The sequence below is a fragment of the Streptomyces massasporeus genome (assembly GCF_014648995.1).
GTDB classification, from domain to species: domain Bacteria; phylum Actinomycetota; class Actinomycetes; order Streptomycetales; family Streptomycetaceae; genus Streptomyces; species Streptomyces massasporeus.
Window position 1 is genome coordinate 383,374 of the sequence record NZ_BMSE01000001.1, and the last position, 19,013, is coordinate 402,386.

Genomic DNA, 19,013 nt, shown 5'->3' on the forward strand with positions numbered 1-19,013 from the left:
GCGGGTGTTAGCTTCCTTCCCGTGTTAAGACACCAGGACGAGACCAGGGCGGCCTATGACGGGGTCGTCGATCTGTATGCGTCGATGTTCGCTAATCGGTTGGAGACGCAGCCGTTCGCACGGAACATGATCGGCACCTTCGCCGAGCTCGTGCGTGGGACGGGGAACTTGCGGGCAGCCGACGTCGGGTGCGGACCCGGCCATTTGACGGCCATGTTGCACGACTTGGGGCTGGACGCCTTCGGGCTCGACCTCTCCCCCGCTATGGTCGCCCACGCCCGGCGGGCCCATCCGGCGCTGCGGTTCGACGAAGCGCGAATGGAGGCCCTGCCGGTCGAGGACGGCGCGCTCGGCGGAGTGCTGGCCCACTACTCGATGATCCATACCCCACCTGGAGAATTGCCCGCGCTACTCGCTGAGCAGGTGCGTGTCCTGGCACCAGGGGGCCTGCTCCTGGCGTCCTTCTTCGGAACCGAAGGGTCGGAGCCTGTCCGCTTCGACCACAAGGTGGCGCCTGCCTATAGCTGGCCGGCGGAGCAGTTTGCCGAGTTGCTGGCCGGGGCCGGACTCGTCACGGTGGCTCGGTTGCTCCACGACCCGGCGTCTGAGCGGGGCTTCCTCGACACCCACCTGCTGGCCCGCCGCCCGTAGAACGTGGCCCGTGGCCGAGGTCGGGGTGGTGTAGATCATCCACGTGGATGAAGCTCGTCCAAGTGCCGCGTTCGGTGGCGGTGTCCGCTGAGCACGCCGGAGTGACAGCTGTTCAGTCACGCAGGCCCCGGCGGGTTGGCCGCCGCAGTGGTGCGAGCAACGATCTCCCGGAAGGTAGGAATTCCCAGGTCGACAGACTCCTGCTTCCGGGAGGTCTGGGCGTCGAGTTGGGCAAGTTTCTCCTCGGCGTGGGTCAGGCTGCTCTGCAGCCCCTCGATCTCGCCGAGCCAGCCTTCCCTTTCGGCTTCCAAGATGCGCGTGAGGAGGTTGTCGCGGATTTCGACAAGCCGGGGACGCTCTGTCGCGTGGACGATCAGGACGGGGCATCTGACACAAGCGTGTTCGTGAGCACAGTCAGTTCCGTATGCGCGGCCGCAGTCGCCCAGGGCGAGCTTGCGGCGCTCAAAGTGCCCGAGAAACTCTCCCCATTCCTCAGGAGTGACGGTGCGCTATTCATCGGCAGGTCGCAGAGCCCGGCGCCGGGCGATGAACGCTCGATGTGCTTCGATGGCATCAGTGGGGTAGATCGCGGCGTATCCCATCGTCGTTCCGATGTGGTCGTGACCAGCGATGACCTGGGCGATGTGAGGTGGCAGGCCGTTGAGGATGGAGTCCGTGATGAAGATCCGGCGGAAGTCGTGGGGCTGAAAGATGAGGGGGGGCACCCGCGCTGTCCGTCAGACCTGAGGCCAACAAGGTGACGTCGAGTCCCCGACGGATCGACGCTGGCGACAGCGGACGCAGGTACCCACTGGAGCGATCCTGGAACAGGAGAGGCATCGGCGGGTTCCAGACCCGTTCGTAGTGGTCATAACTACGAACAACGGGAACTCTCCCGTCCGATTTTCGGACTCGAGAGACGACCGTACTCAACACGTCCGCCAGCTCCGGCGTGACCAAGACAAGTCGCTCTTGGTCCGTCTTCGACGGGGCGATCTGCAAGAGCGGAACGGTCTGACCGGTGGTGGGCAGCTTGTAGCTGACGATGCTGTGATGCCCCAGCTCGAGGAGTTCCTCGATGCGGATGCCGGTGTGCCGCAAGATCTCGATGGCAGCCCACGCCCAGAATGCGCTGCGCTCCTCACCCGCGAATGAGCGCCGGGTGCCCTTCGCATCCCAAGCATGAATCGGGCGCCCGTCAGCGCACTTGCTGAAGCGCGGAACCCTGAACGTCTCACCAAGCACGCTGAAATCCGAACCGAGTGGGGCTGCGTTGAGTGCATCGAGACGCATCGTGGCCTCTTTCAACAGGCGGTGAGCCGTCTTCACCAGCGTGGGCAGCGCCGGCAGGCGCTCGCGAGTACGTTGGTCCATGCGGGCCTTGAGCTGCTTCTCAGCCTTTCTTCCCGAGCACTCGGCTTCGCTGATCGGGCAGGGCGCCACCCAGGCAGCCCACTGGCCGGGGTCCTCCACTGCCCACTCCGCCAGGTCCAGGTAGAAGGCTCTGACCTGGTTTTGATCCCGATCGCACCTCGGCGTGGCTCTGTGAAATCACGAAATGATCCGTCAGGCAGACGCTTGCGGACGGTCTTCGTGGCCAGGCGGACCTTCCAAGCAGTGATCACCTCGGCAGGAAGCCGAAGAGAGTCGATGCCCGGATGATGCCGCTCCAGGTCACCCCAGAACCGAAGCGCCAGCGAGATCGTGAGCGCCTGCAGCGTCGTGAAGTCGAGCCCTACGGACCGATGGGAGAGGTAGGCGACCAAGAGATCGCGGATCGGACGGCACTGCAGTTCGTAGCGGTCGACAAGGTCTGCCGGGGTGAGTTGCCCGGTACGGTTCGAGATCCGGAACAGCGTGTGCGGTGCGTCTGCTGGAAAGAGACCCAAGTCGCGTAGCCAGGTATAGGCGAGCTGGATCCGTCCATTGCTGTTGCTCGGATTCTTGCTTTGCCAGAGCAGCAGGTCGCCGACGACGATGTCCTCGATAGTGCCGCCATGGCAAGCCATGATCTCCGCAATGGTCTTCAGCCCGGACGAGATATTCGCAGCCGAGATGTTGGTCGGCAGTGAAGCCCTCAAGCGGGCGAACCCCTCGGGGTCGCGTGTGGTCTCCAGCGCCGGCCGAAGATGCCGCGATCTTGACCCGATGAGGAATTCCGGGTCGGGTCTGACGGCATCCGCGCAGAGCAGCGCCAGCACACCGACGAGGAGCGTTTCACGGCGAGATACTCGCCCTTCCGGGCGGGCCCAGGCTGCGAAGTCATCCCTCCATCCCTACGACGCAATGTGCTGGCCGTGTGCAGGGCTCCTCTGCCACCGCTGTTGCCAGGTTTCTCCCGGAAAGGTCATCAGCCAGTCGAGCAGGAGGCGTGCCCCGAACATCCGATTCGCCTGGGCGCTGGGTTCCACAACTCGTAGCGGTGGGCGAGCCAGCCGCTCAAGGACCTCTTCACGAGTGATCGAGGTCGCTTCCCACGTGCTTGGTCTTTCCCGATGCGGGAATCGGTTCATCAGCGTGAGCGCTTCGGCGCCCACCATGCTTGTGACCCGCGGAACGAAGCTCGAGCCGACGTGGGTCGCAGTGCTCGTCATGACGCGTCCCGGCCGAAGAGGATGGACAAGGAGTCGGGGTTGTAGGACGGCTCGTCAACAGGCACAGGAGTCTCCTCGCGTCGCTTCTCCTGGCGGGCGTGGTGGGCAAGGCCGGCTCTGATGACGTCGTCCCTGGTCGGACGGTTGTAGATGTCCAGGGTCGACAGGTACTTGTGGCCGAGGATCTTCTGCACGTAAACCGGTGGCATGTTCGGGTCATCGAGCATGAGGAACGTCGCCGTGTGCCGCAGATCGTGAAGGGTCCAGTTGGCGCCCAGGAGATCGTTGGCGCGGTTGAACATCATGCGTGCCGCGTCGTACTCCAGCGGCCGCCATGGGCGCCGCAGCGTCCACCACAGCGGATGATGGCGGCCCCGAGGGACGCCTTTCTTCCAGGCGGACTCTTGGTAGAGCCGCAGCCAGACGAACGCGTCCGGGGTGGCGGCCAGGTCCTGGTAGTCGCGGGTGCCCTTGCGGATCACACTGACGGTCTGCTCGCCGACGACCGCGCCGCCCTGCTTGACCGTGAGTAGCTCCTCGGCTCGGGCGCCAGTGGCGACCCAGAAGGCCAGCAAGGCGCGGTCACGATGAGAACGGAGCCCGGCGAAGACCTTGGTGTACATCTCGTCGGGAATCCGCCGTGGGACCCGCTGCGGAACGGTCGGCCGGTACAGGCCCGTGCGTCGGTTCCGGTGCTTCTTCCCGCCATCACGCTGTGTCCCGAGCTGGGACAAGCGGCGCCCACGGACCAACGGGAAGGGGTTCACGAGCAACGAACCGGTGTTTTCATCCAGATGGAAGTTGTAGAACTCCCGCAGCACCGTCTCGCAATGAGCACGGGTTGCCGGTGAGTACTTGGTCCCGACCGTGGGTTTACCCGTCACCGGATTCGGCGTCCCCGGTGCCGGCCTGTCGCTGCGAGGCGGCGGGACCTTGGAGAGAGCCCTGCCGCGATGGCGCCAATGGACACGTTTCGGCTTGTCCGCCACCTTCATCCACAACATGAAGTCCCGGGCATCTTCCCGGGTCGCACGGTCCCACTCGATCCCGAGCGCCCATAAGAACCGGAACCAACGCAGCAGATCCATGCCGTACGAACGTGGCGTCAACGGCGAGCTGTTCCTCGCCATCAGCTCCTTGAGGTAGAGCGCAGCGGGCTCGACCGGCCTCCCGCGTCCATCCAGCACCCTGTACGGCTCCCAGAGATCTCCCGTCTTCAGCAACTGGCCTAACTCAGGCAGGACAAAGTTCCTCAGGTCCCTTCCGGACCGCTGCTCATCAAACACCCCGGGAAGCTAGCAGATACCCGGTCTGACCTGCGAAGACAGCTGAGTTAGTTCGGTTAACAGGCCCGACCCTCCACCGTGGCTTTTGCCCGCGCTGCGGGACACACCTCGTCTCCGCCGCCGACGATTCAGTCATGATCATGGTGACAACGTTCAGCCTCAATGAGCAGAGCGGCCTGGAGCCTGTCGGGCACAGCTTCCGCGAGTCAGCCGCGCCTTGGATGACCGTAACCCTCGCCCCCGACCCGCTCCACCAGTAGCGGCATTACAGCTGTTTCCCGGACCGCGCAGCGGCTGAGATAGAGGCGACGGCGAATCACGGCACCCCTCCGGTCCAGCGTAGTCAGTTCGGGTGCCGTCCGATCAAGCCCAGCACCTCGTCCGTAGTCCGTACGTCGCCGAATGACCGGTAGATCGTGTGCAGCGCAGCGTTGTGGTCCTGGTCGCGCCGGGCCGCATTGGCGTCGGCGACCATCAGCACGCGCAGGCCCGTGGTGGCCGCGTCCCGGGCCGAGGATTCGCAGCAGACGTTCGTGAGTGTGCCCGTGATGAGGACGGTGTTGATACCGCGCTCCGCCAGCAGTCCTGGTAGCGGCGAGCGTCCGGGGAAGAAGGCGCTGTGGGCGGTCTTCTCCACCACGAGGTCGCCTTGCCGGGCGTCGAGGGCGTGCCACAGGCGCGAGCACAGTGAGCCTTCGCCTCCTGTCGCCGCGAACGTCTGGCTGACTGCCGGTCCATAGAACTCGCTGCTAACGCTCCCGAGTGGTGCCTCGTTCGCTGGCAGCACCCAGGCGACCGGGCCGCCAACTGTGCGCAGTGCATCAGCGATGCGGTTGATGTTGGGCACGACGCCGCGGACGTACGGATTCGCCTCGACGAAGAAGGACACCATGTCGATCACGATCAGCGCAGTGCGCACCGGGTCGAGGCTCTCGTACGCGTGCCGCCTGCCGCGCCTCTCCTCCTGCCGCGCGTACTCCCGGGGTTCGATCCGCCAGGCGTGGATCTTGGAGTCGGTCTGCATACATCCCTCGGTCGGCTGGCCCGTGACTGGGACGATCATGCCCTCCGTGACCGATCAGCACGCCGACTCCGCCTCTCGGCTACGTGTCATGCCGGGGAGCGAAGAGGGGTCGATCACTGCGGCAGCGTAACGAGGCCCGCGCGCGCTCGTGGACGACAGAGCCCCGGATTCCAGGCTGTGGAATCCGGGGGCTCTGAGTCGTGGAGAGGTGTGGAGTGCGGGTCAGCTCTCGGTGGAGTCGTCGGTGTGACTGTCCGTGCGGCTGCGGCGCGCCAGGAGGAGACCGCCTCCGCCCGCTGCGATTAGCACGGCCGCGCCGCCGATCAGCCACGGTGTGGCGTCGGCTCCGGTGTGGGCGAGGGAGCCCGTCGGCGCCTTCGGCGTGGAGTCCCCGACCGGGGTCGCGGCCACGGGCGAGGAGTCGGCATCCGGTGTGTCACTGCCCGAGGCGGAGGGCGTGGCCCCTCCGGTACCGCTGCTCGGCTTGCCCGGACTGGACGGGGAGTCGGTGGGCTTGTGCGTCGGCTTGTCTGAGGGGTCGGGCTTCGGGTCGGTGGCTGTCTTGGCGTTGGTGACGGTCACGGTCACCGGGGCGCCGGGGCCCGCAGTGAACGTCTTCGTCGGCTTGTAGAGGTCGTAGCCGGCGGGGGCCTTGATTTCCTTGACCCAGAACTGAGTCCTGCGGCTCGACACGGGCAGTTCTCCGGAGGCCGTGCCCTTGGCGCCCGTGGTCAGGGTGAGCAGCGTCGAGGTGCCGGTGCCGATGTTCACGGTCGCGCCGGGCAGGAGCTTGCCGGTCTTGTCGTCTTTGGCCTGCAGGAGGACCTTGGCGGCCTTGAACGGGTCGGTGATCGTCAGCCGGGTGGCGGTGCCGGGGGTGACGATGACGTCCTGGTCGGCGACGACCTCGTGTAGCGGGCTGCCTTCCCAGTCAAGTTCTTCTGTTCACAACAGTGAGCACAATGAGACCCTCGTACCCGCGCTCGCTCGCGATCTCCGCGGCTGCGTCGAGGATGCGCTGCCGCGACTTCACCCCGTTCACGCGCTTCCTGCGCGTGGTGTGCGGCCGGGTCATGGGTGGTGTCCATCTCCTTATGGCGCCGACTCATCAGCCCAAGTCGGGCAGCGGGCGTCGGGCGACCTCATAGGCGTCGTCCGGTGGAACGCCCAGCATGCGCAGGACCATCTCGGCGAGGTTGGCGGCGGCCTCGTCGCCGTCCAGGTCGGGGCGGGCGAAGCGGAGCTCGACCAGGGACAGCAGGGTCCCGCCCAGCGCGGAGAGGGCGACGACCGGATCGACGGCGGTGAAGCGGCGGGAGGCGATGCCGACCTGAAGATCGCGCAGCGCCCGGGAGGCCAGGCCGTTGTCCGAGTGGAGGTGGCCGAGGCCGCGGCGGCGCAGCACCTGCATGAGTTCCGGGTGGGACTCGGCCATCCGGGCGCTGAGCCGGAAGCCGGCCGCGACGAGTTCCGCGGGGTCGTCGATCCCGGCGAGTCGCTCGTCGAAGCTCTGCCCGAACTCCTCCAGGGCGTCCACCACCGCCGCGTCGAACAGCTCCGTCTTGGACTCGAAGTGGTTGTAGAAGGAGCCGAAGCCGACATCAGCGCGCTCGGCGATCACCTGGATGCTGGCGCTGGTGTCCCCGGTCTCGGCGAGGATCTGCCGGGCCGCGCGGACGAGTGCCCTGCGGGTCTCGGCGCGACGCCGTTCGAACCGGTTGCTGGGCGGGGCTGACGTGGGCATGGGCCGAGTCTAACCGCGGAGTCCAGAACTTCCACAGTTCTGATGAAACCCTCATCACATGTGGCGCGACCCATTGACGAGGCTACGGTCAAAGCTGATGATTTCCTCATTATGGCAAGTTGCTCGGAGGGCACCATGTCTGAAACACGCGTGGCCGGAGCCGCCGTCGCGACGCCCCACCAGGACCTGCACAGTGAGCAGGGCGCCTTGCGCGGCGAACATCCGGGTCGGTCCCGAAACCCCGTGATCAAGGTGGCGGATCTGGCCTGGCTGGAGTTCGAGAAGCCCGACCTGGACCGGGCCGAGGTCTTCGCCCTTGACTTCGGCTTCCAGATCGCGGCGCGCACCGAGAGCGCGCTGTGGCTGCGGGGCAGCTTCGCCGGCACCCCCTGCATGGTGATCCGGCGCGGTCGTGCGTCCCGCTTCATCGGGCCGGCGTTCCGCGCGGCCGAGCGGGCCGACCTGGACCGGCTGGCGCGGGCGACGGGGTCAGCCGTACGGGACGCGGACGTGCCCGGCGGCGGCAAGGTGGTCGCCTTGCTCGACCCGTCCGGCTTCCCGGTGCGGGTCGCGCACTGCGCCGAGCAGTTGCCCGCGCTGCCCGAGCAGCGGCCGCTGCTTCTCAACTTCGGCACACAGCACCGTCGTACGAACGCCACCCAGCGCCCGCCCCGTGAACCCTCCCGCATCCAGCGTCTGGGTCATGTGGTCCTGGAAACACGGGTGTTCAGCCGCGCCCTGGACTGGTACCTGGACACCCTCGGGATGATCGTGTCGGACTTCCTGTTCCTGGACGGGCAGCGCGGTCGTGGTCCGACGATGGCGTTCATCCGCTGTGACCTGGGGAGCGTGCCGGCCGACCATCACACGCTGGCCATGCACCTGGGGCCGGGCACGGGGTACGTCCACTCCGCCTACCAGGTCACCGACCTGGACTCGATCGCCGCCGGAGGCGAGTACCTGAACGAACGCGGCTACCAGCGCAGCTGGGGCATCGGCCGGCACATCCAGGGCAGCCAGCTCTTCGACTACTGGCGCGACCCGGACCGCTTCATGCTGGAGCACTTCGCCGACGGCGACCTGTTCTCCTGCGACATCGAACCCGGCTGGGCGCCGATGTCGGCGAGCGGGCTGGCCCAGTGGGGGCCGCCCGTCACCCGGGACTTCCTCGGCGCCAGCCCGTCCCCCGCCAAGTTCCGCGAGGTGCTGCACGCGCTGCGCGGCGACAACGAACTCGACCCCGCGCGTCTGCTGGGCCTGATGAAAGCGATGAACTCATGAGTACCAACGTCCTGCGCACCGCCGACGGCTGGTGGGCCGTCCTCGGCGACCGTGCCGTCCGTGTCGACACCAAGGCCGTCACCACCGCCGAACTGCTCGCCGACCGGGCCGCGGTGTGCGAGGCCGCCGCGAGCGGCGAGGCGGGCACGCCCGTCGCCGACCTGGTCGCACTCTCCCCGGTCACCACCCCGTGCCGGGTCGTCGCCCAGATGGTCAACTACCGCAGCCACGCCCGTGATTCGGGCTTCACCGGTGACATCCCGCCCGCCTTCTTCCGCAAGGCGTCCGGCTCGGTCAGCGGCCCCGGCGAAGCCATCGTCCGGCCCTCCCACGTGAAGTTCCTCGACTACGAGATCGAACTCGGCCTGGTCATGGGCGCACCCCTGCCCATCGGCACAGTCGTCGAGGAACGCGACCTTCCCTCGTACGTCGCCGGACTGGTGATCACCAACGACATCAGCGCCCGCGAGGTCCAGCTGACCAAGACGCAGTTCTACGAGAGCAAGTCGTACCCGACCTTCACGCCCACCGGGCCGTACCTCTCCCTTCTGGAACCGGAGGACTTCGCCCATCTCCTCGATCTGCGGCTGAAGTTGTCCGTCAACGGCGAGCTGCGCCAGGACCGCACCCTCGCCGACATGATCGTCCGTCCGGCGCAGGCACTCACGCTGCTGGCCCGCTTCCAGACCCTGGACGCTGGCGACCTGCTGCTGACCGGCACCCCCGGCGGCACGGCCCTGAAGGCACCGCCGAAGCCGGTCGAGAAGATCGGCGCGCTGCTGCCGCCCGCGCTGAAGTGGAAGGCGTTCTTCAAGGCCCAGGCCAAGAACCCCCACTACCTGCACGCGGGCGACGTCGTCACCGCCACCATCGCCACCCCGGACGGCCGGATCGACCTGGGTAAGCAGCGCACGCCCGTGGCCGACGCGCACTGAGACCTGAAGTGAGCCGCACATGACCGCCGACCAAGCCGCACCCCCGGACGTCGCCGAGCACGTACAGGTTGTGATCGTCGGAGCCGGACCCGTGGGCGTGACCGCAGCCCTGCTGCTCGCCCGGCGCGGGGTGCGTACCGTCGTCCTCGAACGCCACCGGGACGTCTACCCCCTGCCACGTGCCGTCGCCACCGACGACGAGGTCCGCAGGATCCTCCAAGCCGCGGGAATCGCCGACGAGTTCGCCGCCATCGCCCGTCCCGCGCGCGGGCTGCGACTGCTGGACGCCCGGCACCGCACGATCGCCGAGTTCCGGCGCTCCCCGCAGGGGCACCACGGCTACCCGCAGACCAGCATGTTCGACCAGCCGGAGCTGGAGCGGCTGCTGCGGGACGCGCTGGGCCGCCGCCCGGAGTGCGAGCTGCGGGGCGGGGTGGAGGTCACGGCGGTCGAGCAGGACGACAGAGGCCCGGTCCGCGTCACCTATCGCGACGACGAGGGCGAGCACCTGCTGCGCGCCGAGGCCGTCCTGGGCTGCGACGGCGCGGGCAGCCTCACCCGCACCGCGATCGGGGCGAGCTGGGAGGACCTGCGCTTCGAGGAGCACTGGACCGTCATCGACGCGACGACGAAAGCAGCCGTCCGCTCCTGGGAAGGCGTCGACCAGGTCTGCGACCCGCACCGCCCGGCGACCTTCATGCGCATCAGCGAGGACCGCTACCGCTGGGAGTTCCGGCTGGGCCAGGGAGAGGAACTCGACGACAGGCGGCTGCGCGAACTGGTCGCCCCCTGGGTGGACCTCGCCTGCGTCGACGACTTCCACGTCGTCCGGCAGGCCCAGTACACCTTCCGGGCGCGCGTCGCCGACCGCTGGCGCCAGGGCAGGGTCTTCCTGCTCGGTGACGCCGCCCACCTCACCCCGCCGTTCGTCGGACAGGGCCTGTGCTCGGGTCTGCGGGATGCCTACAACCTGTCCTGGAAGCTCGCTCGTGTTCTGCGACAGGGAGGCGACGAGCGGCTGTTGGACACCTACGAGCGCGAACGCAAGCCGCACGCCCGCCACGTGATCCGCCTCGCGGTGGCCACCGGCTGGGCCATGACCGGTGGCCAGGACCGCGCGGCCGCCCTGCGCCGCGCCGCCGTCGCCGCGACCTGCCGCATCCCAGGCGTGACGGGAGTGGCGAGCCGGGACCTCAGCCGCCCACTGCCCGTGGGTCCGCTGATACGCCGCAGCCGGCTCGGCGGTACGTTCTGCCCGCAGCCCCGCGTGACGACCCAGGACGGACAACAGGTCCGTATCGACGACATCCTCGGGGACTCCTTCGCCGTACTGACCGCGGTGCCACTGCCGCCCGCACTGCGCGCGCTCACCGACGGACTCGTCGCCCGGGTCGTCGACGTACACGCCTCGGGTGATGACGGCACCCTCGCCGCCTGGCTGCGCGCGGGCCGTGCCGACGCCGTCCTGCTGCGCCCCGACCGCGTCGTCCTGGACGTCGTCCCGGCGGGCGGCGGCGACTTCACGGACACCGCCGCCTGGGCGCCCCTGCTGTGCACCACCCGCGGGCCCGCCGCACCGCCCGTGTCCACCCCCCTGCTGAGGAGCACCGCGCGATGACCACGCCGTACGCAAATCCCTGTTGGAGCCCGGACCCGGAGTCCGCCGCACGCAGCCGGATCGCGGACTTCGGCCGCTGGGCAGCCCGGCACCGGGGCGTCGAAGCCGACCTCACCGACTACGCTGCCCTGCACCGCTGGTCGGTCACCGACCTGGAAGGCTTCTGGGGCGCGGTCTGGGAGTACTTCGACATCGACGCGGACACTCCGTACGAGCGGGTCCTGGCCGAAGAGACCATGCCCGGCGCCCGCTGGTTCACCGGCGCCACCCTCAACTACGCCCACCACGCCCTGCGCAACCTCGCCGACGATGACGTGGCGATCGTCGCCCTGGACGAGACCGGCTCCGGATACGAGGTCACCGGCAAGCGGCTGCGCGCCCAGGTCGCCTCGGTCGCCGCCGCCCTGCGCGATCTGGGCGTCGGCCAGGGCGACCGCGTGGTCGGCTACCTGCCCAACACCCCGCACACGATCACCGCCTTCCTCGCCGCCGCCAGCCTCGGCGCCGTGTGGTCGGTGTGCGGGCAGGACTACGCCCCCAAGGCCGCCGCCGACCGCTTCGCCCAGCTCGAACCCACCGTCCTGATCGGCGCCGACGGCTACCTCTTCAACGGCACCACACACGACCGCCGCGAGGCCGTCCTGGAACTGGCCCGCGCGCTGCCCACCCTGAAGGCGACTGTGCTGGTGGATCACGTGGGCCTGCCGGGGCTCTCGTCGAACTACCCGTCGCTGGTCCTGCCGTGGGAGGAAGCGGCGACGCGCACCGAGCAACTCACCTGTCTCCCCGTGCCGTTCGACCACCCCCTGTGGGTGGTCTTCTCCTCCGGCACGACCGGCCTGCCCAAGGGCATCGTCCACGGCCACGGCGGCGTCCTCCTTGAGCACCTCAAGACCCTCGCCCTCCAGTCCGACCTCGGCCCCGGCGACCGCCTCCTCTGGTACACCACCACCCACTGGATGATGTGGAACCTCGTCGTCTCCACCCTCCTGACGGGTGCCACGACCTGCACCTACGACGGCAGCCCGGCCCTGCTGGCCAAGCCGGACATCCTCTGGGAGCTGGCGGCCCGCCACCGTGTCACCCTCTTTGGCACCAGCCCTCAATACCTGCTGGGCATGGAAAAGTTCGGCATCGACCCGTCCGTCCACGACCTGTCGGCGATCCGCGCCGTGGGCTGCACCGGCTCCGCCCTGCCGGCGTCCGTCTACCCGTGGGTCCGCGAGCACGTCGGGGACGGCGTCCAGCTGGCTTCCATCAGCGGCGGCACGGACGTCGTCTCCGGCTTCGCCGGCGGTGCGCCCACCGTTCCCGTCCGGGCGGGCGAGCTGTCCGCGCCCTATCTGGGCGTCGCGCTGGCCGCGTACGACGAGGAGGGCCACCCGGTCGTGGACGAGGTGGGTGAACTGGTCGTCACCCGCCCTATGCCGTCCATGCCGCTGTACTTCTGGAACGACCCCGACGGCCGCCGCTACCGCGACGCCTACTTCTCCACATACGACGGCGTATGGCGGCACGGCGACTGGATCACGCTCACGCGACACGGCTCGGTGATCGTGCACGGCCGCTCCGACAGCACGCTGAACCGCAACGGCGTACGGCTGGGCAGCGCCGACATCCACGACGTGGTCGAGCGGCTTCCAGAGATCGCGGAGGCGCTGGTCATCGGCGCGGAGGAGCCGGACGGCGGCTACTGGATGCCTCTGTTCGTGGTCCTTGCGCCGGGTGCCGAACTGGATGACGCCCTGCGCGGCCGCATTCGCGAGGCCATCCGCACCGGTGCCTCGCCCCGTCACGTCCCCGACGAGATCATCGAGGTGCCGGCCGTCCCGCACACCCGCACCGGGAAGAAACTGGAGGTTCCGGTCAAACGCCTGCTCCAGGGCGCCCCGGTCGAGCAGGTCGTCAACCCGGCTGCCGTGGACAACCCCGACCTGATCGAGCACTACGCCCGCCTCGGCGCCGAACGCCGCGCTCAGCGACTCGGCTAGGCGCTTTCGTTTGGATCACCGTGCGGACCAGCGGAAGATGCCTGCGATGTGGAGTCCGGCCAGGTAGTTGGTGTCCGCCTCGGGATCGGCCGATGGCGTGGTCGGCCGGTTCACGTGCCGGGGCCCCTTCTGCTGGCCCCGGCCGCGTGCTGGTGAGCGCGCACGATCCTGGAGGCCGCACGACACCAGGGGCTTCCCCCCGGGGGCCCGGGGATTCGGCGGCGTTAGGTTGTCGGTCGTGGGAACGGAACGACGTTGTCGGAGCGGCAGCGGAGCCTTCTCGAAGTTGAACGTTCGCGCCTCGTGGTCCCGTTGCAGATGCACGGCGAGCACCTGGGGCATGCCGGGGTGTCCCCAGGTCGCGGTGCGGTCGAACAGGACACACCTTCTCTGCACTTCACTCTGCGGCGTGAACAGGTGAGGGTGGGCGCGCCTGGACGATCGACTTGTATGTCACTAGTGACCTGAGTCGGAGATTCATCATTGGTTGGGCATGAGTTGTCCGGGTCCGAAGATTCCGCCGTTGTCGGTCACTGATGCCCAACGGGCCGCGCTGGAGGGGTGGGTCCGTCGCCGCACGACGGCCCAGGCTCTGGCTCAGCGGTCGCGGATCGTGCTGGAGTGCGCCGAGAGGCACTCGATCATGGAGATGTCCCGTCGGCTGGGGATCACTGCGGACACAGTCCGCACGTGGCGGCGCCGCTTCCTCGAACGGGGCCTGGACGGCTTGTGTGACGACCCGCGTCCGGGCGTCCCGCGCAAGATCACCGACGCGGATGTCGAGCGGGTCATCGTCAAGACGCTCGAGGAGAGGCCGAAGAACGCCACCCACTGGTCGACCAGATCGATGGCGGCGGCCACCGGCATGTCACAGTCCGCGATCTCGCGGATCTGGCGGGCCTTCGCCCTTGCTCCGCACCGGTCGCAGACGTTCAAGCTGTCCACCGACCCGCTGTTCATCGACAAGGTCCGCGACGTCGTCGGCCTCTACCTCGACCCGCCGGAGAAGGCACTGGTGCTCTGTGTGGACGAGAAGTCGCAGATCCAGGCCCTGGACCGGTCCCAGCCCGTGCTGCCGATGATGCCCGGCGTCCCCGAACGCCGCAGCCACGACTACGTCCGCGCCGGCACCACCACCCTGTTCGCAGCCCTGGAAGTGGCCACCGGCAAGGTCATCGGCTCGCTTCACCGCCGCCACCGGGCCGCGGAGTTCAAGAAGTTCCTCGCCAAACTCGACAAGGAGGTTCCAGCCGACCTCCAGGTCCACCTGATCCTCGACAACTACGCGACCCACAAGACACCCGACATCAAGAAGTGGCTGCTGGCCCATTCCCGGTTCCACCTGCACTTCACGCCCACCAGCGCGTCTTGGCTGAACCTAGTCGAGCGATGGTTCGCCGAACTGGCCCAAAAGAAGCTCAAGCGCGGGGGCCACCGCTCCGTCCAAGCCCTCGAACGCGAAATCCGCGGCTGGCTCGCCGACTGGAACGACAATCCACGACCGTTCGTCTGGACAAAGACCGCCGACGAGATCCTCGACAAAGTCGCCACCTACTGCCGACGAATCTCTGACTCAGATCACCAGTAGCGCTTCGTTACGTTGAGTGATCTCGGCTGATCGTGGACAGCTTCCCGGAGTGAGGTTGGGGGAAGTGGAACGGCTCCGGGGCGAGTTGGCGGAGTTCGTTGCCGATGTGTTCGGGTCGTTTCCGCGTCGGGATCAGCGGCGGTGGGGCGAGTGTTACCTGCGGGGCCTGATGCTGGATGGTCGGCGCAAGTCGATCCAGCCGATGGCCGGGCGGCTGCCGGACGGGAACATGCAAGCCCTGCAGCAGTTCGTGAACCAGTCGCCGTGGGATCCGCTGCCGGTCAGGCAGCGGATCGCCGAGCGGCTGTCCGAAGTCGTCAGGCCCGAGGTGTGGGTCATCGACGATGTGTCGTTCCCCAAGTGCGGCAAGGCGTCGGTGGGGGTGGCCCGCCAGTACTGCGGAGCGGTCGGCAAACGGGCGAACTGCCAGGTCGCGGTCAGTGTCCATGCTGCCACCGACACTGCCTCGTGCCCGTTGGACTGGCAGTTGTATCTGCCGCGTGAGCGGACGGACGAACCGGACCGGTGCCGCAGGGCAGGAGTCCCCGGCGACGTGGTGCACCAGGAGAAGTGGCGTCTTACACTCGGTCTCCTGGACACACTCGCCGAGTGGCAGTTGAAGGCGCCGGTCGTGGTCGCTGACGCCGGCTACGGCGTCAGCACCCCGTTCCGGCTCGGTCTGACGGAGCGAGGGCTGTCCTATGTCCTGGCCCTGAACGGGAAAGAAGTCGCCCACCCGGAGGACGTCGAGCCGCACCAGCCGGCTTACGGCGGGCTCGGACCGCCCACCCTTGCCCGCTACCGCACCCCACCGCGAGCCGTCTGCGTCCTCGCGGCGGAGACCCTCGGCTGGCGGACACCCGCCGAGCTCTTCGCTAGGCTCGTCGCAACACTTGAGTGATCGCGTGTTGCGATGATCGCCAGAATCCGCCGGTCCGCCGCGACTTGGTCAATGCAACACCCCTCAGGGTCTGGTGCTGCGACCACCTCTAGAACCCAAGCTGTCGTCCGGGGCCATCGAAAAGTGTCGAAGCCAGGCGAGCGTGCCGTCCAGGAGGACGAAGTCCGGATTCTGCTGGCGTAGGACCTTCAGCAGGCCCGGTGCACGGTCGGCGAGGAGGTCGATGACTGTGCTGGTGTAGGCGTGGGCGGCGGACTCGCTGATCCCGAACCCGGCAGCGACTTTCGCCAGGTGTGCTCGCGCAGGTACACCAGTGCCACTGTCGCGCGCTGGGACGGACGGAGCTTGCAGCGGCGGTCACCCTCACGGGTGACGATGAGCATGGTGACCCACTCCACGAGCGCATGTGGCAGGTCGAGTGCGGCAGGATAGACGACCAACGAGGCCCCTGACCAGCGTGGTTGAGACGTCAGACATCTCGATCAACTGCCCGGGGGCCTCGCTCGTTGCGCTTCACGGACCATCACCCGATCGGTGGCCCGCCCGAAGAAGCTCAGTGCCTCTGGGTGGGTACACGAGCGCCCCCGGCCGGTTGCGGGGCCGGGGGCGGTGCCTGGGGTGACTTCGACGAGTGGGCAGCCGTCGGCTGCTCGGCCAAAGTGCGAGACCTGACGGGGTTTTGCAATCGGCTGCGGGGTTGGTGGGTGGTGAAAGTGAGCGGTATGTCGCGCGCTCACCACTACCGGTAGTTGTCCTCTCTACCCAGCCATAGACCGGGGGGAGGGGAACACGCGCACGCGTATCTGATCCCCGCATGACGTGGTCACCCGACGGGATGGTGGAGCCCGTCGTAGCAGCCTCGGCGGGGGACTCGGTAACCCCCTGGGGACCTGGCGGCCCTGGGCCGGCGCCTTCATCACCGTCTGGTGGGCGGCTGACCGCCCTCCCAGCCATCGCCTGACCGACCGACACTAGCCCCGACGAGAACCGAAGAGGAGAGGACCGCACCACCCCGGGAGACACGGGCGCTCCGCTGGGCCGATCAACGACCGACGGTCCCAGCTGACGAATCGAGGCTGGACTTCAGAAGGTCACAAGGGCGAAGTGTCCCTTCTGGCGCGGCGCTGATCAGACTCCGCGGAACGAATACGCCGAGAGTGCCACCGACTCTGGATGGCGTGAATTACTAGAGCCAAAGCAACAGCGCCCGCGATGAACCGAATAATATTCCAAGTAATTCCAAGGACCGCACGTTGCCCATCCTCCTCTACAGCCAGTTGCATGGAGGTCTCGAAAAGTGCTACGAGCGGAACAACCAGTCGGAATGGGAGACCGCCGACACTTGGAATTCGCGCCAGGTTACCCAAGAGCCCGACGGGTGCCCCAAGGACAAAAGCCGCCATTCCCCATACAAGCATACTGGAGTAATTTACCTCGCCGGTGGCGCCAGATTCCAGTCCGGCCGAGATGGTGGGGCTCAGGTCCTTGAATACATAGTATGTGACCACGCCGATAGCCAACCCCAAAGAGGACAGCAACGCTGACTCAATTTTGGATCGGCCGAAATAGCCCACCAAGAACGCATAACAGACCCACGACCACCCATCGGAAAAAACAACATTCAGGGAGGCGCAAACGGGATTGCCCCATTTTTCGGTAAGGGGACCCGCTAGTCCAAGTAGAAAACCGATCCCGGGGGGCACTGCGAGCGGCGCAACACGAGTGCGCGGAAAGTGTGCGATTTCTTCTTCCCTGTTCCGTGATTAATTCAAAGTAGGAGGTGGCGCCACTCGGATACTGCGCAGCCGACGGAACAGACCCGAGTGGCGCACCAACCTACCCTTTAGCGAAAGGGTGACCGCGTCATGCGGGGATCAGAATCTACTCATCAAGACTGTAGAAGGTTTCACAGGTGTAGGCACCGCCCCCTGTCCGGTTGGCATAGGAGGTTTTGCCAGCGGCCGCGTAAGCGCTCCCCTTCAATGCGCCAATCTTGACCGAGGAATGGTGCATTTTAGTGCCGTGGTAGTAGTTCGAGTAGCAGTACTTACCGTCGGTGGTCAGCTCGTAGCCGTAGCACCAATTTCCGCCACTGGCACCGATGCAGCCCTGCGCCGTAGCAGGAGAATTGTCTATGTTGATCACCATCGCACCCCATTTTGAGGGGTTACCCAGCTCTGCAGGCGGCTTTGTCCCGTCACCACGCTTATGGAAGGTGACTTGGCCGATCTTGGAACCATCCGCGGCGACGACAGTGCCGTTCGCCGTAACGGTGGCGGCCTGAGAGGCGTCTGCGGCCGCCGGTGTAGCGAAGCTAAATGCTGCGAGTGCCACGCTCACAAAGCCGAGAACGATCGATCTGCCGGATATCCTCACGGTATTCCTCCCCTAACTCCCCCAGTGGGAGTTTGCGTAATGATCTTGGGAGAGGGAATGGGTAGCAGTCAATAGCCTCGATATGGACTGTCCGAAAAAGGACTGTCCGTAAAGGGCTGTAGTGCAGCATTCGGCTGGATGTGGTCAGTTCGCCGTCCTTGAACTGGACTTTTGTGGGCCTACGGTACGGGTCAGAGCCTCGCGACCCGTACTGGATTTTCCCGACGTAGTGCTCCCCACGAGATGGGGTCACAGGAGTCGATGTCGGTGCAGTAGGCGTCGAAGACGTCTCCGCCGTAAGGGGGTTGAGGTCTCCCGCTCGCAGCCGACAGCCGTAGACGCAGTCTGGGGCCCCTGAGCTGCGGTCCTCATGACGAGTGAGCCGGGCAGAGCCGCGAGACGGATGGCGAAGACCGTGGTGAGTCCGAGGGCCTCGGTGTCGTCGAGGTGGGTAGCACCGTGGGGGTCCGTGTCCGCGTGCAGGATGGAGACCAGCGTCTCCAGCGTGGCCGAGACGCCGGACAGCAGGTGGCGGTGGCCAGGGTCGGCCGTGTCGAGAATGCGGACGAGGAAGTCTGGGGCGCTGGCAAAGGGACCTTGGCCGACGTTCTTTCCGCAGGCGCCGAGGCGGGCCAGGAGTGTGGAAACGTACTCCCAGGTGGCCTTGCGGACGGCTTCGTCGATCAGGACCGGGATGAGCTCGGCCAGGGGCTCGCCGTCGTACGGGATGGTGGAGCCCGTCGTGGCAGCCTCGGCGGTGAAGCGCGTACGGCTGGACAACGACTATGGCGCCCCTCGTAGGCAGTCACTGAGCTTCTTCGGGCGGGCCACCGATCGGGTGACGGTCCGTGAAGCGCAACGAGCGAGGCCCCCGGGCAGTTGATCGAGATGTCTGACGTCTCAACCACGCTGGTCAGGGGCCTCGTTGGTCGTCTATCCTGCCGCACTCGACCTGCCACATGCGCTCGTGGAGTGGGTCACCATGCTCATCGTCACCCGTGAGGGTGGCCGCCGCTGCAAGCTC

The 19,013-nt window shown here is 67.1% G+C and carries 12 protein-coding genes and 5 pseudogenes; 9 read left to right on the forward strand and 8 right to left on the reverse strand.

Going from position 1 to position 19,013, the window contains the following annotated elements:
• Window positions 1-21: 21 nt before the first annotated feature.
• Both IE153_RS01845 and IE153_RS42850 read left to right on the forward strand, forming a co-directional pair.
• A complete protein-coding gene (locus tag IE153_RS01845) occupies window positions 22-651 on the forward strand; it encodes a class I SAM-dependent methyltransferase (RefSeq protein WP_189587821.1) in 630 nt (209 codons plus the stop codon).
• Between the two features lie 47 nt (window positions 652-698).
• The gene (locus IE153_RS42850; protein WP_438817890.1) at window positions 699-1,412 is read left to right on the forward strand and encodes a hypothetical protein; all 714 of its coding nucleotides are present in this window, start codon (window positions 699-701) and stop codon (window positions 1,410-1,412) included.
• Window positions 1,413-1,976: 564 nt separating this feature from the next.
• Here IE153_RS42850 and IE153_RS41390 read toward each other — a convergent pair.
• Together IE153_RS41390 and IE153_RS01855 are read right to left on the reverse strand one after the other, a co-directional pair.
• On the reverse strand, window positions 1,977-2,852 hold the full coding sequence (locus tag IE153_RS41390) for a hypothetical protein (RefSeq protein WP_229828638.1): 876 nt from the start codon (window positions 2,850-2,852) through the stop codon (window positions 1,977-1,979).
• A 389-nt stretch (window positions 2,853-3,241) separates the two neighbouring features.
• Window positions 3,242-4,531: a tyrosine-type recombinase/integrase gene (locus tag IE153_RS01855; protein ID WP_229828641.1), complete on the reverse strand. Its 1,290-nt coding sequence runs from the start codon at window positions 4,529-4,531 to the stop codon at window positions 3,242-3,244.
• Window positions 4,532-4,593: 62 nt separating this feature from the next.
• Between IE153_RS01855 and IE153_RS01860 the strand changes: the two are divergent.
• Window positions 4,594-4,791 (forward strand): annotated as a pseudogene (locus IE153_RS01860) (GFA family protein); the annotation flags it as partial.
• Window positions 4,792-4,874: 83 nt separating this feature from the next.
• Here IE153_RS01860 and IE153_RS01865 read toward each other — a convergent pair.
• From IE153_RS01865 to IE153_RS01875, 3 genes and pseudogenes are all read right to left on the reverse strand, one after another.
• The gene (locus tag IE153_RS01865; RefSeq protein ID WP_229828644.1) at window positions 4,875-5,594 is read right to left on the reverse strand and encodes a cysteine hydrolase family protein; all 720 of its coding nucleotides are present in this window, start codon (window positions 5,592-5,594) and stop codon (window positions 4,875-4,877) included.
• A 183-nt stretch (window positions 5,595-5,777) separates the two neighbouring features.
• Window positions 5,778-6,479 (reverse strand): annotated as a pseudogene (locus IE153_RS01870) (LAETG motif-containing sortase-dependent surface protein); the annotation flags it as partial.
• A gap of 184 nt (window positions 6,480-6,663) precedes the next feature.
• Window positions 6,664-7,299, reverse strand: a complete 636-nt coding sequence (locus tag IE153_RS01875; RefSeq protein ID WP_189587823.1) for a TetR/AcrR family transcriptional regulator — start codon at window positions 7,297-7,299, stop codon at window positions 6,664-6,666.
• A 135-nt stretch (window positions 7,300-7,434) separates the two neighbouring features.
• On the opposite strand from IE153_RS01875, the gene IE153_RS01880 reads away from it, so the two are divergent.
• The 6 genes and pseudogenes from IE153_RS01880 to IE153_RS01905 all read left to right on the forward strand — a co-directional run.
• Window positions 7,435-8,580 carry a VOC family protein gene (locus tag IE153_RS01880; protein WP_189587825.1) on the forward strand — a complete coding sequence of 382 codons (1,146 nt, stop codon included), beginning with the start codon at window positions 7,435-7,437 and terminating at the stop codon, window positions 8,578-8,580.
• Complete coding sequence (locus IE153_RS01885) at window positions 8,577-9,515, forward strand: fumarylacetoacetate hydrolase family protein (protein ID WP_189587826.1); 939 nt, start codon at window positions 8,577-8,579, stop codon at window positions 9,513-9,515. Before IE153_RS01880 ends, IE153_RS01885 begins: the two co-directional genes overlap by 4 nt.
• Window positions 9,516-9,534: 19 nt before the next feature.
• Window positions 9,535-11,133: a bifunctional 3-(3-hydroxy-phenyl)propionate/3-hydroxycinnamic acid hydroxylase MhpA gene (gene mhpA, locus IE153_RS01890; RefSeq protein WP_189587827.1), complete on the forward strand. Its 1,599-nt coding sequence runs from the start codon at window positions 9,535-9,537 to the stop codon at window positions 11,131-11,133.
• Entirely contained in the window at window positions 11,130-13,124 is a 1,995-nt protein-coding gene (locus tag IE153_RS01895; protein ID WP_189587828.1) for an acetoacetate--CoA ligase, read from the forward strand. The genes mhpA and IE153_RS01895 overlap by 4 nt, the downstream gene beginning before the upstream one ends.
• Window positions 13,125-13,617: 493 nt before the next feature.
• Window positions 13,618-14,712: an IS630 family transposase gene (locus IE153_RS01900; protein WP_189587829.1), complete on the forward strand. Its 1,095-nt coding sequence runs from the start codon at window positions 13,618-13,620 to the stop codon at window positions 14,710-14,712.
• Window positions 14,713-14,761: 49 nt separating this feature from the next.
• Window positions 14,762-15,547: pseudogene (locus IE153_RS01905) on the forward strand (IS701 family transposase); the annotation flags it as partial.
• A gap of 201 nt (window positions 15,548-15,748) precedes the next feature.
• Here IE153_RS01905 and IE153_RS01910 read toward each other — a convergent pair.
• The 3 genes and pseudogenes from IE153_RS01910 to IE153_RS01920 form a co-directional block, all read right to left on the reverse strand.
• A pseudogene (locus IE153_RS01910) lies at window positions 15,749-16,053 on the reverse strand (helix-turn-helix domain-containing protein); the annotation flags it as partial.
• A gap of 1,441 nt (window positions 16,054-17,494) precedes the next feature.
• On the reverse strand, window positions 17,495-17,989 hold the full coding sequence (locus IE153_RS01915) for a lactococcin 972 family bacteriocin (RefSeq protein ID WP_184567902.1): 495 nt from the start codon (window positions 17,987-17,989) through the stop codon (window positions 17,495-17,497).
• Window positions 17,990-18,228: 239 nt separating this feature from the next.
• Window positions 18,229-18,766: pseudogene (locus tag IE153_RS01920) on the reverse strand (hypothetical protein); the annotation flags it as partial.
• Window positions 18,767-19,013: the final 247 nt, after the last annotated feature.

Excerpts from the sequence above, each read along its gene's own strand:
- IE153_RS42850 (WP_438817890.1), top strand. The coding sequence starts at position 699 with ATGAAGCTCGTCCAAGTGCCGCGTTCGGTGGCGGTGTCCGCTGAGCAC.
- IE153_RS01865 (WP_229828644.1), bottom strand. The coding sequence starts at position 5,594 with ATGATCGTCCCAGTCACGGGCCAGCCGACCGAGGGATGTATGCAGACC.
- IE153_RS01875 (WP_189587823.1), bottom strand. The coding sequence starts at position 7,299 with ATGCCCACGTCAGCCCCGCCCAGCAACCGGTTCGAACGGCGTCGCGCC.
- IE153_RS01880 (WP_189587825.1), top strand. The coding sequence starts at position 7,435 with ATGTCTGAAACACGCGTGGCCGGAGCCGCCGTCGCGACGCCCCACCAG.
- IE153_RS01885 (WP_189587826.1), top strand. The coding sequence starts at position 8,577 with ATGAGTACCAACGTCCTGCGCACCGCCGACGGCTGGTGGGCCGTCCTC.
- mhpA (WP_189587827.1), top strand. The coding sequence starts at position 9,535 with ATGACCGCCGACCAAGCCGCACCCCCGGACGTCGCCGAGCACGTACAG.
- IE153_RS01895 (WP_189587828.1), top strand. The coding sequence starts at position 11,130 with ATGACCACGCCGTACGCAAATCCCTGTTGGAGCCCGGACCCGGAGTCC.
- IE153_RS01900 (WP_189587829.1), top strand. The coding sequence starts at position 13,618 with ATGAGTTGTCCGGGTCCGAAGATTCCGCCGTTGTCGGTCACTGATGCC.